Origin of the sequence: Streptomyces sp. (assembly GCF_050698815.1) — a bacterium.
GTDB lineage: Bacteria > Actinomycetota > Actinomycetes > Streptomycetales > Streptomycetaceae > Streptomyces.
The window spans coordinates 1-14022 of sequence record NZ_JBOHCV010000008.1 but is presented as its reverse complement, the minus strand read 5'-3'; the positions used below and the strand labels follow the sequence as shown (position 1 = coordinate 14022).

The 14022-nt window shown below is 70.5% G+C and carries 15 protein-coding genes and 1 pseudogene; 6 read left to right on the top strand and 10 right to left on the bottom strand.

The features are described 5' to 3' along the window. A partial coding sequence (locus ACRDP3_RS00220) for a hypothetical protein (protein WP_431514720.1) occupies positions 1–418 on the top strand: 418 nt, incomplete at its 5' end. Between the two features lie 290 nt (positions 419–708). Here the strand turns inward: ACRDP3_RS00220 and ACRDP3_RS00215 are convergent. The 7 genes from ACRDP3_RS00215 to ACRDP3_RS00185 all read right to left on the bottom strand — a co-directional run bounded on the left by ACRDP3_RS00215 (position 709) and on the right by ACRDP3_RS00185 (position 8246). After that, entirely contained in the window at positions 709–1884 is a 1176-nt protein-coding gene (locus ACRDP3_RS00215) for a Gfo/Idh/MocA family protein (protein ID WP_431514719.1), read from the bottom strand. Positions 1885–1886: 2 nt separating this feature from the next. Continuing rightward, on the bottom strand, positions 1887–2792 hold the full coding sequence (locus tag ACRDP3_RS00210; protein ID WP_431514718.1) for a sugar phosphate isomerase/epimerase family protein: 906 nt from the start codon (positions 2790–2792) through the stop codon (positions 1887–1889). A gap of 73 nt (positions 2793–2865) precedes the next feature. Further along, positions 2866–3174, bottom strand: a complete 309-nt coding sequence (locus tag ACRDP3_RS00205) for a hypothetical protein (protein WP_431514717.1) — start codon at positions 3172–3174, stop codon at positions 2866–2868. 269 nt (positions 3175–3443) lie between these two features. Continuing rightward, positions 3444–4265: an alpha/beta fold hydrolase gene (locus ACRDP3_RS00200; RefSeq protein WP_431514716.1), complete on the bottom strand. Its 822-nt coding sequence runs from the start codon at positions 4263–4265 to the stop codon at positions 3444–3446. A 357-nt stretch (positions 4266–4622) separates the two neighbouring features. After that, positions 4623–6137: an LVIVD repeat-containing protein gene (locus ACRDP3_RS00195; RefSeq protein ID WP_431514715.1), complete on the bottom strand. Its 1515-nt coding sequence runs from the start codon at positions 6135–6137 to the stop codon at positions 4623–4625. Between the two features lie 501 nt (positions 6138–6638). Then, entirely contained in the window at positions 6639–6938 is a 300-nt protein-coding gene (locus tag ACRDP3_RS00190; RefSeq protein ID WP_431514714.1) for a hypothetical protein, read from the bottom strand. 96 nt (positions 6939–7034) lie between these two features. Continuing rightward, positions 7035–8246, bottom strand: coding sequence for a helix-turn-helix domain-containing protein (locus ACRDP3_RS00185; protein WP_431514713.1), 1212 nt, complete (start codon positions 8244–8246; stop codon positions 7035–7037). A gap of 52 nt (positions 8247–8298) precedes the next feature. On the opposite strand from ACRDP3_RS00185, the gene ACRDP3_RS00180 reads away from it, so the two are divergent. Continuing rightward, positions 8299–8574, top strand: a complete 276-nt coding sequence (locus tag ACRDP3_RS00180) for a hypothetical protein (RefSeq protein ID WP_431514712.1) — start codon at positions 8299–8301, stop codon at positions 8572–8574. Here the strand turns inward: ACRDP3_RS00180 and ACRDP3_RS00175 are convergent. Together ACRDP3_RS00175 and ACRDP3_RS00170 are read right to left on the bottom strand one after the other, a co-directional pair. Further along, on the bottom strand, positions 8571–8909 hold the full coding sequence (locus ACRDP3_RS00175; RefSeq protein WP_431514711.1) for a MazG-like family protein: 339 nt from the start codon (positions 8907–8909) through the stop codon (positions 8571–8573). The genes ACRDP3_RS00180 and ACRDP3_RS00175 overlap by 4 nt on opposite strands. Positions 8910–8933: 24 nt before the next feature. Continuing rightward, a complete protein-coding gene (locus ACRDP3_RS00170) occupies positions 8934–9143 on the bottom strand; it encodes a hypothetical protein (RefSeq protein WP_431514710.1) in 210 nt (69 codons plus the stop codon). Positions 9144–9356: 213 nt separating this feature from the next. On the opposite strand from ACRDP3_RS00170, the gene ACRDP3_RS00165 reads away from it, so the two are divergent. Beyond that, a complete protein-coding gene (locus ACRDP3_RS00165) occupies positions 9357–9959 on the top strand; it encodes a rhodanese-like domain-containing protein (RefSeq protein ID WP_431514709.1) in 603 nt (200 codons plus the stop codon). 82 nt (positions 9960–10041) lie between these two features. On the opposite strand, the gene ACRDP3_RS00160 is transcribed toward ACRDP3_RS00165, so the two are convergent. Further along, entirely contained in the window at positions 10042–11349 is a 1308-nt protein-coding gene (locus ACRDP3_RS00160; protein ID WP_431514708.1) for a cytochrome P450, read from the bottom strand. A gap of 58 nt (positions 11350–11407) precedes the next feature. Between ACRDP3_RS00160 and ACRDP3_RS00155 the strand changes: the two genes are divergently transcribed. From ACRDP3_RS00155 to ACRDP3_RS00145, 3 genes and pseudogenes are all read left to right on the top strand, one after another. Beyond that, a complete protein-coding gene (locus tag ACRDP3_RS00155) occupies positions 11408–11821 on the top strand; it encodes a PaaI family thioesterase (RefSeq protein WP_431514707.1) in 414 nt (137 codons plus the stop codon). A gap of 347 nt (positions 11822–12168) precedes the next feature. Then, a complete protein-coding gene (locus ACRDP3_RS00150; RefSeq protein ID WP_431514706.1) occupies positions 12169–13425 on the top strand; it encodes an alpha-hydroxy acid oxidase in 1257 nt (418 codons plus the stop codon). A gap of 238 nt (positions 13426–13663) precedes the next feature. After that, positions 13664–14022 (top strand): annotated as a pseudogene (locus ACRDP3_RS00145) (GntP family permease); the annotation flags it as partial.

The window sequence follows — 14022 nt, the reverse complement described above, 5'->3', positions numbered from 1 at the left end:
GAAGAACGGTGCCCGCCGCGGCGGTGCCCGGCAGCGCGACGAGCGGGTGCCGGAAGGACTCGGCGGCCGCGTGGACGCCCGCCTCGTGCCACTCTCCGGTGTACGGCAGCAGGGCGAAGGTGACCGTGCGCAGGCCCCGGCACTGGGCCCCGGGGGCCGGGATCTGCGGCCCGGCGGGTTCGTCCCGGTGTATGCGCCGGTTGCGCGAGATCTGTCCCGTGGGGCGGAGCAGGGCGAGCGCCAACTCTTCCCCGTCCTCGACCAGTTCGTACTCCGCCGCATGCTCCAGCAGGACGGCCGCGCCGCCCGCCGCGGCGAGCGCCGCCTCGACCTCGGCGACGTCGAAGCGGAGCGCACTGTGGGGGGCGACGGTGAAACGCAGCAGACGTGCGTCCGGATCGACTGCTCCACGCGGTGATCTCCCGGCCGTACAGCTCGATGCCGTGTACGCGTGCCAGCACGGTCGGCAGCCGGTCCGCGGCGAAGGCGTCGTCGGCCAGCACGGTGGGCGTGAGGTCCAGCCGCTGGGCGGGGAAGGTCGCTCCGGTGGCGTCGGTGAGGTGGACGGGGCCGGCGCCGGCGACCTCGAGTTCGACGAGGCCGGTGCGTGTCGCGGGGGTCGGGCTGAGCAGCAGCCGCGCGTCGTGCGGAACGTGGGCGGTGAGCTGCGTGCCGACCATGTCGCGTACGGCCGGCGTTCGGTGACGCTCATGCGGTCGCCGCCTCTCCTGCGCAGGGGAACTGGTTCTGGGCGGCGAACCGCGCGACGGCTCGCTGTGCGGTGATCAGGTCCTCGGTGGCGCCGCGCACGCCCGTACGAGGCGGTTCGCCCCGGGTGACCATGGCGTGGAAGGCGAGAAGTTCCTCCTCGAACGCCTCGGTGACCGAACGGAACGCGGCGCGGCGCTCGGCGCCGCCGGCATCGTCGGTGGCCGTCAGCACGGTGGGGGCGTTCATCAAGTAGGGAGAGGGGAAGGCGAGTTCGAGAGTGCCGCCCTCGTGATGCACGGCGACGGTCTCCCGGTAGGCGGCGTGTCCCGGCAGGAAGTGCCAGCGGATGCCGTAGCGGGCGCCGCCCGGCAGCCGCCCGGAAAGCTCCACGGAGCCCGGTCCGGTCTCCGTGTGCCAGCGGGCGGCGAAGTCGACGGTCTCGGGCGGGCCGGCGACGGTCCGCAGGAGCGACAGCTCGTGGCAGACCGAGCTGTTGATGATGTTGTACAGGGAACGGGCGGCGGCCGGCGCGTCGGCACCCAGGGCCGCGTCGAGAAGACCGGCGTCCCGCGCGCGGAACGCGGCGACCACCTCCTGGTCCACGTCCCCCGGCGGCGCCGGCAGCCGGGCGAATTCGAGCTGCGCCTCCGAGGTGGGATGCAGGACGCACACCTCCACCGACCGTACGGTGCCGGGCCCGCCGGCCTCCTCCAGGAGCTGGACCAGACGCAGGGCGGCCGGGTCGTACTGTTTCATGTAACCGACCATCAGGCGTGGTCCGCGCCCCTGCGCCGTCTCGGCGGCGGCGACACGTGCCGCTTCGGCGCGTGTGAAGGAGAGGGGCTTCTCGCACAGCACGGCGTAGCCGGCGCGCATCGCGGCCTCGGCGGCCGCTCCGTGCGAGCCCGACGTCAGCAGCAGCACCGCGTCGAAACCGCCCCGGTCGAGCAGGGCTTCGGTACTGGTGTGCCGGTCTGCCTGGGGAATCCCGTACCGGGTGCCGACCTCCGCGAGAGTGCCGGGGGAGAGGTCGCACACGGCGGTGATCTCGAAGAGGTCGCCACGCCGTTCCAGCAGTGGCAGGTGTGCGGTACGGGCGATGGCCCCGAGCCCGGCCACGGCGACCCGCAGCCGGGCGCCCGGGACGGCACCGGGAGTGTGGTGGTCGGTCATGGTCACAGCCCTTCGCTACGGAGGTGGTCACGGTTGGCGCGCTGGTCGGCGGCGATCCGGTCCAGATCCTGCCCGGCGGGCAACGCGTCCTGCTCGACCACGAGCCAGCCCTCGTAGTCCGCCTCGCGCAGGGCGGCGAGGAACGCCGCGATGTCGATGTCGCCCTCGCCCAGCGCCCGGAACCCGCCCTCGCCCACCACCCGCCACAGGTCACCGCCCGTGCGGCGGACCTCGGCGTGTGTGGCTCGGGAGGCGTCCTTCACGTGAACCTGGCGGATGCGCGGTCCCCACTCCCGCACGGCCTGGACCGGATCGCCGCCCGCCAGCCACCAGTGGGCGGTGTCCAGGCAGAGCGCGACATCGGTCAGCTCCAGCAGCCGGCGGGTCTCGGCCGGTGTCTCGACGGCGGTGCCCAGGTGGTGGTGGAAGACGGGCTCCAGCCCGCGCTCGCGGCACCGGTCGGCGGCCCGCTGAACGTCGGCGGCGAAGGCGGGCCACCGCTCCTCGGTGAGCTGCAGCGCCGGGTCGACGGGCGTACCGGGCGCGGCGAAGCGGGCCGGGTCGGCCGGGCAGGCCAGCGTGGGCCGGGGCGCGAAGCGCCGGTCAGCGACCGGCACCGACGCGAAGAGCTCCAGCGCGCGGTCGAGTCCGGGCAGGTCGGCGGCGAAGCCGTCGGGGTCCCCGTAGCGCAGGTCCACCCAGCCGCCGGCCAGGCCCTGGCCGTGCCGGGTCAGGCGGGCACTCAGCTCCTCGCCGGTGCCGAGGTAGCCCATAGGGCCGCTGTCGGTGCCGGTGTAGCCGGCCCGGGCGAAGCCCGCGAGCAGGTCGTCGGGGCCGAGGGGCGCGGCGTCGGGTGCGTAAATACCGTAGGAGACGGGCGCGTTGGCCACCCGCACGGTGCTGGTCATGATGGGTCCCTTATATCGGAGGCGGGGCGGTCGGCGGTCCTGCCGGTCCGGGCAGTCCGCGACGGTCGGGGAGTCAGGCGCAGAGCGCGACGACCTCGCAGGTGGGGGTCTCCAGGCGGTGCACGCCCTCGGCCGCGGGCAGTGCCGCCCGGTCGTCCCGGACGACGCTGCGGCTGCCGTCCGGGCGTACGAGCACGGTGTCCGCCGCGTCCAGCGCCAGCAGTTCGTCACCGCAGCGCAGCAGCAGCGGCGCGCCGGGCCCCGCGGAGACGGCGGTACGTCCCGAGGCCGGCCCGCCCAGGATGTCGCTCCTCGGCGAGCACCCAGGTGGTGGGCGTGCCCGGCAGGCGGCCCGGCGCCGGGTCGTGGAAGTCGCTGCCACCGAGCGGGATCACGTCCGGGCGCCAGGCCCCCGCCCAGGCCAGGGGCGCGCCGTGCCGCCGGTCGGTCCAGGTGTGGTGCCACACCTCTGCGTGCCGTGGCCGCCGCCCGGCGCAGTCGTTGGCGAGGGGGTGGTTCACGGAGAGCACGCCGCCGCCCGCCTCGGCCTGGACGAGCCAGCTGCCCGCGTCCGGTCTGCAGGTGCGGCTCCAGCTCGACCGGCTGGGTCAGCCACTGGTCGACCTCAGTCGCGCCCAGGTCCGGCTTCGCTCAGCCAAGGCACTGAGGCTGGAAGCCCGGATCGGCTGGGCCCTTGCGTTTCAGGGCGTTCTGTACCCACTGTGCGACGACCTGATCCTTGGTGGCTTGATCGTGCTCGCTGCTGTTGAGCGGGCACTTGTCCTGCAGGAGGACATTGGTGACGCGGTCCGCCGGGCCGCTCAGGTAGGAGCTGGTGTAGGGGGTCACTACTTCGTCGTACTTGGTCGCGATCTGCGTGTAATTGGGACCCTTGGGCGCCTCAGGGGCGGCGTTGAGTTTCTGGAGCAGGTCGGAGCCGGTGGTCTGGTCCGCGCAGGAGGGGCAGATGGTAGCTCCGGCCGCGATGGCCAGCGGGTTCGAAGTGCCGTGGTTTGAGGGCACGATTCCGACAAGATCGTCCACCTTGGTCGCGCCGCCCAGGAACTTTATGTAGTAGCGCGGCATCATTCCGCCCTGACTGTGGCCGACGAGGTCCGCTTTGCGTGCGCCAGTCGAACCGAGTACGGCGTTCACGAAGTCGCGCAACTGGGCCGCCGAGTCGGGGATGGGGTCAGTGGCGGCATTCCCGTAATTGAAGGCGAACACGCAGTAGCCGGCGTTCGCGAGCTGCGGCGAGAGCGTGTCCCAGTTCTCGGCCATGGTCTTAAAGGTGCCGTTGACCAGGATGACCGGCTCGGGGTGCGCCGAGCTCGGCTTGCAAGACCAGTCATTGGCACCGGCAGGTGGGATATCGGTGACGTCGGCATGAGCGGTATCGAGGGGGGCCATGAAGCCGAGGATCACCGTGGCGGCGGCAGCGGTCAGAATCCGGAGAGGGGAGCGCAGGCGCATGTGGGCCTTTCTTGACATCAAGCCAAAAAGCAAACCAGATTCAACAATGCCGAACCACAAGTGGAATGGTCACTTCCAATTTGACTTGCGTCAAGCCCTGCACTGTCGGAGGTCTCATCTTTCGCAGATAACGCTATGTATTGGTATTTATGGATAACACGGTCGAAGCGGTCAGGTCTTGACTGCCTGCCGCGCCCACCCGAGTCTCCTTCTGTCACTCTTGCTTGCTGTCCGGGAGCTGTGGGTTCACCGGATCGAGGAGTCAACTCCGCTGAATGCCCGGGAGCGACAGCGGCGGCGGAGACGCGTCGCGCTGACCGGCCCGCAGTCAGTCAGCGGGCCGGCCCTGACGGCGATTCAGCTTCGCTTGCGGCGCCGCAGGCTGCCCACCGCGAGCAGCGCCGGTACCGCGAGCAGCCCGGATGCGGCGACTGGTCCGAGCCCGAAGTGCGAACCTGACGCGGATGCCTCAGCTCCGTCCCGACCGCGTGCGGTCATGTCGGTGGGTTCCAGCGGAGGCACGGACACTCCGGCCCCGGAGAACCGGTAGACGTCCAGGCCACGGGTCAGGTCGTTGCCGTATCCGTAGAAGGAGCCGTCCGCTGCCATCCGGTTCGTCTTGAACGACCACGTGTCGGAGTCGGGGAACACATAGTTGCCGATCTCGCGCATCCCCACACCGTCGCCGATCGCGGTCGTGGCCGGCGAGCCGGTCACCTCGGCCAGCCCGGAGATGTCCAGGACCCGCACGCCCTGCCCGTACCACGCGATCGTGAGCATCTTCTGGTCCGGGTAGATACGCAGCACGTGCGAGGTGCACGTGGTGCCGTCCTGCGGTTTCACGACCGGGATGAACCAGGCGCCGAGTTTCTTGGGTGAGCGCTCCAGCCCGCCGGTGATGTCGTAGACGTGCAGGCCGCCGCCCGGGCACTCCGCGCTGCCGGCCGCGCCGGCCCGCTCATCGGTGACGACGAGGATGTCACGCTTCGACCCGTCCGCGCGGGTGAGGGTGACCGGGTCGGACTGGTGGGAGACGTTGACGGCCGGATCGACGATCTTCGCGATCTGCTTGGGCTGCTCGGGGTTGGTCGTGTCGAGCACCAGCGTCTGCGACAGCGCTGCCGAGTAAGCCCGGGTGCCGGAGGCGTTGAAGGTGATGTCGTGGGACTCCGAGCCGAGCGACGCGGGCGTGTACGGGATCGGGAAGTCCTGCACCTTGCGCGGAGACTTCGGCACCGACACGTCGTAGATCGTGATGGTGGGTTCGGTGCTGGTGAGCAGGTCGGAGTTGGAGTTGTACAAGTACTTGCCGCTCGGGTGGATCGTCATGTTGTGCGACCCACGCGGTACGGGCACGAAACTCACGGTCTCGGGAGCCGTCGGCTTGGTCAGGTCCACTATGACCGTGCCTGACGCATTCGCATCCAGGCCGAGGTCGCGGGCACAACGCGAGTCGGCTCCGGACGCCCCGAACGTCCCGTCCGCCGTATAGCTGGCAAGAACGCGCGTCCCGTTCTTCCACACCTGGATGTCGCCCTGGGTCACCTTGCAGTCATACACCGCGGCGATGCGCGGAGCGGCCGGCTCGGTGATGTCGATGATCTGCATGCCTTTGCGCAGGGTGCCGGCGAGGGCGTACTCGCGTTCGCCCGCCTTGAGAAATTCGATGTCGGATCCGCTCTGGGCTGCGCCGCTGCTGTCGTACTGCAGGTTGGCCACCGGTGACATCTCCGTGCCGGCCCCACGCTCGGCAACGGTCGAGCCGCGCGTCGCGGACGGTTCGTCGCCGCCTCTCCCCTCGTGGGCCAGCGCCGGCGCGGGCAGGAGAAGCAGTCCCATGGCCATCGCGCAGATCACTATCAGTCTTCGCATGATCAACGTCCCATCGCTGTCTCGGAAATCTTCTGTTGGGGGATCAGACATGGGTCCTGAACGCCGGCTCTCCGGCCTTACCGTTGCTCTCCTCGAAGATCTGCCGACGGCAGGCGTCGATCTCCGACCACGCCTGTGAGCGTCGTCGGCACTAGGATCGCCGCGACCCAGGTGCCGAACGCCGCTGGCATGCATGGGCGTTGGGCGATCGCCCCACCCATCGTGTGCCCGAGCTGGCGCCGCCGACAAGATGGCTGACGACTCTGCGGCGGCCCCCGTCTGAAAGCGGAGCAGCCGGCCCCAGCAGGCCCACCCACCCGCCGACCGCGCAGGGGCCTGCGGCGGAGTCAGCATGCGCCGCCCGTCGACGTCAGCAAGTCGGTGGCGGCAGTGGCGGCGGCCCGGTAGACAGGCCGGATGGTTGACCGGTTGTTCGCCGACGCCCTCCCGGGCCGGCGTCTCTTGCGCCGGGCTCCCTGTCTCTGAGCTGGTCAGAGGTCGTCACCGGTTATCACCACCGAGGCGCATGCCACGCGAGTCGGCGACGCGCAGGACTTCGCCCGTGGACTCCGTGAGCCGTGTGGCGATCCAGATCGCTTCGCGGGCGGACAGCGCGCGTCCGGTCGCACTCAGCGCTTCGCGTGCGTGCTCCAGGACGCTCCGGGCGTCGGCCAGTTGCTCCGCTTCCACGGCGTCAGCCAGACCATCGAGGACCCCTCCCGGCACCGTGGACAGGTAGCAGGGCTTCCCCTCGTCGCTGGTCCATGGTGCGAGCCGTAGTTCTTCGCGCTGTGCGTCCATGCCGTCCGTCCGTCGTCACTGCATGTGTAAGGACGATTTCAGACTGACGATGTGTCGGGTTCCGCTACAGGGGCGGAACGGCCTACTTCTGCCACGCTATTGCGCGATGCCGAGGAAGTCGGCGACCCGGCGCAGACCAGGCGGGCGGGAGGGTCCTGACCAGAGGTCGGTCACGATCGCCACGGCGAGCGTGTGATGCCGCATCCACGCGGGAGCGACCCTGCGAAGGGACTCGAGCGCCTTCACCGCCCCTGCGGCGTCGCCGACGTCCGTGCGTGCCCGGGCCACGTCCAGCAACAGCCACGTACGCCACGATGGCGGAATGTCACGGCTCAGCCGCATGCCCTTCGCCAGGGTCAGCGCTTCGTCCGGGCGCGCGTGCTGGACGGCGAGGCGGACACGCTCGATCCGTACCGAGGACCGGCTGAAGACGGACACGAGCTTGCCGTCAACAGGTGCGGGAAGCCTGGCCAGTCGGCTCGTGGCGTCCTCCGCCGTGCGCATCATCTCGGACGCCTGGTCGTAGTGTCCGCTCCGTGCCGCGCTGGTCGCCGCGGACATCACGAGCCCGCCCCACACGCGTACGCCCTCCGCTGTGCCGGTGTGGTCGCGTTCCACTCGGTCCGCGGCGAAGACTGCCAGCCCTTCGGCGTCGTCCAGTCGGTTCTGACGCTGGTACGCCCACGCGACGGAGTTGGAGACCATCGCGGGCAGCAGCGGGTCGGACGAGGCCCCCGCCGCGTCCATGGCGCGCTCCAGGGCGGACAGTGCGAGGTCTGTCTTGCCCAGCCGGATCGCCAGATGTCCGCCCAGCTGGAGTGCCTTGCCCAACGCGGCCTGTCCGGCTGCGCGTTGCCCGGAGTTGCCCACGGCGGCAGCCAGGCGGGCGTCGGCGATGATGCCGGGAAGCGCGTCCAGGAGCCTGCCGAACTCCGCACCGTGGTAGAGGGTCCAGCCTTCCGACAGTTCGGCGCGGAGCAGGGGCAGGGACAGCCGTTCCGTGTTCGCGGGCTCCGCGGGCACCGCGAACAGAGGCGGCATGATCGCGCGGCGTACGGCGGTCAGTTGAGGGGGTTCGGCTTCCCCGTTGGAGGGGATGCCGGGCGGATCGCCGATCAGGGATGTGACCTCGGTTCCCAGCCCCTTGGCCAGCGCGTGCAGCGTCGGCAGCCGTGCGGAGTGCTTCCGCTGCTGCTCCAGCCGGCGCACCACATCGATGGACACTCCGGCGCGATGTGACAGCTCTTCCTGGGTGATACCCGCCATCCGTCGCAGGCGCGCCATCCGTTCGCCGATGTGCTCAGCCATGCGACCAGCGTACGGCCGCGTGGGGCATCCTCTCCGCTGATCGGCAGCAGGCGTGGACGGGGCCGAGTACCCACACGACCCCGTGGTCCGCAAGGTCTACCGAGAGGGACTGGCCGCACAGGAACGGCAGATCCTGGACGCGCTCGCCGCGGACCCGCAGGTCGCGCGGATCACCCGGGATCTGCCCACTCTCCGCGTCGCCGTTCGGGGCTGGCTGTCCTTCATGGTCACCGTGTGCCTGGAGTGGCTGGAGGAGCCGGGTCTGCCACGGGAGCACGTACGCGACCTGTGCGCGCGGGCCCTGCTGGGCGCGATCACACCGCCCTAGCCGGGACCGGCCCGGTCGGGCTGGGGTGGCAGGGAGCGCCGGGCCACCGCGCGGATCTTCGCGTCGAGTGCCGCCGCCGGGTCGTCGGTGAAGCTGTGCAGCGCGACGGCGGCGGTGACGATGACGTCACACAGTTCGTCGGCCACGTCCGAGGAGCTGTGGGTGCGGCCCTTGCGCGGGTTCTGGCCCACCGTGCCGATGTACGCCTGGGCCACCTCGCCGGCCTCTTCGGTGAGCTTCATCAGCCGCATGGCGGTCTCGTGCTCGCCTGCTTCGTTGGCGGCGTCCAGCCAGTCCACCAGACGGCGGACCGTCGCCCACTGCTCGGGCGTCATGGATCGTTTCCCTTCCAGGTCCGGTCAGCCGCCGTGCCATACGTCGGGACCGCCGCCGCGCCACTCGATCAGGTTCGGGTCGTCAAGCTGGATCTCGTCGTCCGAGAGGCCGACGTGGCGGAGGAACGCCGCCACGTCCTCGCGGCGGAAGGCCCGCCCGAGGAACTCGGCGTGCGCCATGACGCGCCGCCCGCCGTCAGCGTCGGGCGGGTGCACGACGATCGGTGGAGTCATCCTCCCAGGATGGGCCTTCCACGGCGCGGCCGCATCCTGGCCGCGCCGGTGAGCGCGGCCTGTCGAGCGGCTCCGCTGAGGCGGCGGCGGCGCCCGCGGGCCTTCCCGTACGGAGCACCGGCCGGAATACTCCGCTCCGGCACGATGCTGAACCGGTCAGACCTGACCGGTCGTGACCGTACCGGTAAACGCCCCGAAAGGACGGACGTACCTGTGACCACCCCGGCCGCCTCCCTCACCGTCGACGAACTCCGGCCACGCTTGGACCGGCTGACCGTCGTCGACGTGCGTACTCCCGGCGAGTACGGCTCCGGGCACATCCCCGGAGGGGTCAACATCCCCCTCGACCGGCTCGGCGACGCTCTGCCCGCACTGCGCAGCGCCGCCGGACGCGGCGACCTGGCGGTCGTCTGCGCCTCGGGAGCCCGCTCGCGTTCGGCATGCGAGCAGCTCGCCGCCGCGGGCGTCCCCGCGGTCTCCCTCGACGGCGGCACCGCGGCGTGGAGAGAGGGCGGTCACGCTTTGGACCGCAGCGCCGGCGCCCGTACCGTCTGGCCGATGGAACGCCAGGTCCGGCTGACGGCGGGATCGCTGGTGCTGCTCGGGCTCCTGCTGGACCTGCTGGTGCCCGGCTTCCGCCTCCTCGCGGCGTTCATCGGCGCCGGACTGGTCTTCTCCGCACTCAGCAACACCTGCGGGATGGCGGCGGTGCTCGCCAAGCTCCCCTACAACCGCCGGCAGCCCGGCGGACCCGGCTTCGAGGAGACGCTGCGCGGGCTCGCGGACCGGCCGGCTCCGGGCACCGCGGCTCCGTAAGGACAGGAGAGCTGAGCAGGGCGAGCGCCGGTTCCCACGGGTCGACACTCTCCCCGCCCCTGTCGGAGCGCCAACAGCCCCGTCAGGGCACCGGGTTCGTGCTCCCCGGGTCCGTCCATCGCAGGGGCAGCCGCTTGAGTCCGTTCTGGAAGTTGGAGACCAGCCGTACCGGTTCCCCCGCTCGCTCCAGTCCCGGGAGACGGGTGACGGCCTGGCGCACGATGGCCTTCATCTGCACCCGGGCGAGGTGAGCGCCCATGCAGATGTGCGGCCCGAATCCGAAACTGACGTGGTCGTTGGGGGAGCGGGTGATGTCGAACCGGTCCGGATCGGGGAAGACCGCCTCATCGCGATTCGCGGCGGCGTGGTAGACGACGACCTTGTCGCCGCGGCTGATGGGCTTTCCGCCCAGTTCCGTGTCACACGTCGCGGTACGGCGGAAGTCCATGACCGGCGGCCAGTACCGCAGCATCTCCTCGACCGCGGCTCCGGTCAGCTCCGGCCGCTGACGAAGCAGCGCGTACTGCTCGGGGTGATCCAGCAGTGCCAGCATGCCGCCGGGGATACCGTTGCGCAGCGTCTCGTTCCCGGCCACGGCGAACAGAAAGAACATGTTCTCGAACTCTTCGCGGGACAGTCCACCGGCTCGCATATGGGCCATCACGCTGCCGGGACGAGGGTGTTCCGCGAGCGCGTGCGCGTAGGCGAACATGTCCGCGAGGGCTTCGCGGGACCGGGGATTGAGCGGCCGCCCGTCCGGGCGGACCATGGTGGCGGGACGCCGCAGCATTGCCCGCCGGCCCATCGGGCTGAGATCGTCCGGCGCGGCCGTGCTGGAATCCGCGTAGTCGGAGTCCTGATAGCCGATCACCCGGCTCGCCCAGTCGAACAGCAGCCGCCGGTCCTGTTCGGGTACGCCCATCACATGCGCCAGCGTCCACACCGGAAGGTCGGCGGCGACCTCGACGAAGTTCGCCGCTCCCAGGTCCACGACGTCGCTGATGAGTCTCTCGGCGCGTTCCTCGATGACGGCTTCCAGCTCGCGGACCGCGCGTGGAGTGAAGGCGGCAGCGACGACGCGGCGCATCCGCGAGTGCTCAGGAGGGTCCTGATTGAGCATCATCGCGCGGACGAAGGAGAGGTCCTGTTCGGTATCGGGGTCCCGGATCTGAGTGGCCCCGAGGTGGGACGAGAACACCTCAGGGGTCCGGAGCACGTGTTTGACGTCCCGGTGCCGGAAGACGGCCCAGAACCCCGGCCCCGCGGTCCACTGCCCGACAGCGGGCTCGTCGATCCAGCAGACGGGATGCGCCGACCGCAGCTCGCGGAAGAGGCCGTACGGCACACCGTGGGCGTATGTCTCGGGAGCGAACACCTCGGCTGCTGTCACCTACGTGACCGTACGGCGGGGTCTGGTGGAGTCGTCAAGAGGACGTCAGACTGGCCGGGTGACGCTGACCACCGCCGAAGCGAACAAGATCCTGGCCGACAACTTCGCGCCCTGGGTGCTCGATCTGGGACTCGCCGTTCAGGAGGTCGGCGACCGGCACGCCGTGCTGCGCCTGCCGTGGTCGGAACGGCTCGCACGCGAGGGCGGCGCGCTGTCCGGGCAGGCACTGATGGCCGCCGCGGACACCGCCACGGTCGTCGCCGTGTCGGCTGCGCGAGGCGGCTTCGGTCCGATGACCACCGTCCAGCAGTCGACGACCTTCCAGCGCGCGATCACCGGCGCGGACGTGCTCCTGGACGCCCGCGTGACCAAGCTCGGGCGCCGACTGGCCTTCGCCGACATCACGATGTCCGCCGAGGGCAGCGAGGATCCCGCCGCACACGCCACGACCGTCTACGCCCTCCCGGGCTGACCCGGCCGCCGCGGACCGCCGCGTCTCCCGCGACCCCGTCAGCACTGGCCCGCCCTTGCGGACATACCCTGGGCGCTGGCGTACTGGGTCAGGACGACGATCCGCCCGGTCCTGCGCCAGGTCCGGCTGACGGCGGGATCGCAACACCTGCGGGATGTCGGCGGTACTCGCCAAGCTCCCCCACAACCGCCGGAAGCCAGGCGGACCCGGCCTCGAGGAGACGCTGCGCGGGCTCGCGCCGGAGCGTGCTTGACCAGGCGGAGCGGCACCCGCCGCATCCCGCACCCCGGGCCGGGCAACCTCCATCGCACCACCGGCACCACACGCACCGCACGGAAAGTTCTCACATGACGGCACTCGCCCGACGGTTTCCGCGTCCCAAGGATCTCGCACCCCTGCTGAAGCTGAAGCCCCGACAGCGGGACGCCACCGCGCGGCGGCTGGCCGGCGCGCACACGATCTGGGACCTCAGGCACATCGCCAAGCGGCGCACGCCCGCAGGCCCGTTCGACTACACCGACGGTGCCGCGGACGCGGAGGTCGGCATCCGGCGCGCGCGGGAGGCCTTCGACGACCTCGAGTTCCGGCCCGGCATCCTGCGCGACGTCGCCGAGGTCGACACCTCCACGCCCGTACTCGGGGAGCGCTCCGGGCTCCCGTTCGGGCTCGCGCCCACCGGCTTCACGCGCATGATGCACTCCGCGGGCGAACGGGCGGTGGTCGCCGCCGCGGCACGTGCGGGTATCCCGTACGCGCTGTCCACCATGGGCACCACCTCCATCGAGCAGGTCGCCGCGACGGCGCCGACGGCGCGCAAATGGTTCCAGCTCTACCTCTGGAAGGACCGCCGGCTCTCGCTCGACCTGATCTCGAACGCCAAGGCGGCGGGGTACGAAGCCCTCATCGTCACGGTCGACGTGCCCGTGAACGGCAACCGTCTGCGGGACCTGCGCAACGGCATGACGATCCCGCCGCAGCTGACGCTGAAGACCTTTCTTGACGCCTCCTACCGCTGGGCGTGGTGGTTCGACTTCCTGACCACCGAGCCGTACGCCTTCGCCTTCGACAGGGACGGCCAAGGGTCACTCGGCGACATCATGCACAAGCTCTACGACTCGACCGTCACCTTCGAGGACCTGGCCTGGATACGCGAGGCCTGGGACGGGCCGATGCTCGTCAAGGGCATCCAGACCGTACGCGACGCCGAACTCGCCATGACGCACGGTGCCGACGGAGTGATCGTCTCCAACCACGGCGGGCGCCAGCTCGACCGTGCACCGGTACCGCTGCATCTGCTGCCGGAGATCGTCGACGCGGTCGGGGCACGAGGCACGGTCATGCTGGACACCGGCATCATGAACGGCGGTGACATCGTCGCCGCCCTCGCGCTGGGAGCGGACTTCGCCCTCGTCGGGCGTGCGTACCTCTACGGGCTGATGGCAGGCGGCGAGGCGGGGGTGGCCCGCGCCATCGAGATCCTCTCCGCCGAGGTCGAGCGCACGATGAAACTCCTCGGCGTCACCGCCGTCGGCGAACTCGGCCGCGATCACGTGCGGTTGCTGACCAGGCGCGCGCCGGTGTTCCCGGGACCGGCGGCGGGCTGAGGTCGGCTGAGGACGGCCAGGCACCGTCGGCGCCGGGGCACGGAACATCAGCTGACTCTGCGTGTCCGGACCGCTCCACTTCGTGTGTGCCGGTCCATGTGTACGGGCGCCGCCGCCTATTAAGTATGACGATGTGATGTCGAACTCTTGAATACATCGTATTTATGAGCTTGAGTGTGCGGGCGCAACGAGACCGAGAAGACAGCTGTACCCCGCTCGACGACATGGAGCGTCCCCGATGGAAGCAATTGAGCCGGCATACGGCACCGCCACGCTGCTGCTGATAGCCGCCGGCGCCGTCGCCCTGCTCCTGTTCCTGATCATGAAGGTGAAACTGCACGCCTTCGTGTCCCTGGTCCTCATCAGTGTGGTGACGGCGATAGCCGTCGGCTTCCCGTTCGCCGACATACCCGACGCCCTGATGTACGGCTTCGCTGACACGATCGGGCCGGTCGCACTGCTGGTCGCCTTCGGCGTCATGCTCGGCCGGCTCCTGGAAGTGACCGGCGGCGCACAGGCGTTGGCCGACACGCTGATCAGCAGGTTCGGCGAGAAACGAGCGCCACTGGCGCTCGGTGTCGCTTCGCTGCTGTTCGG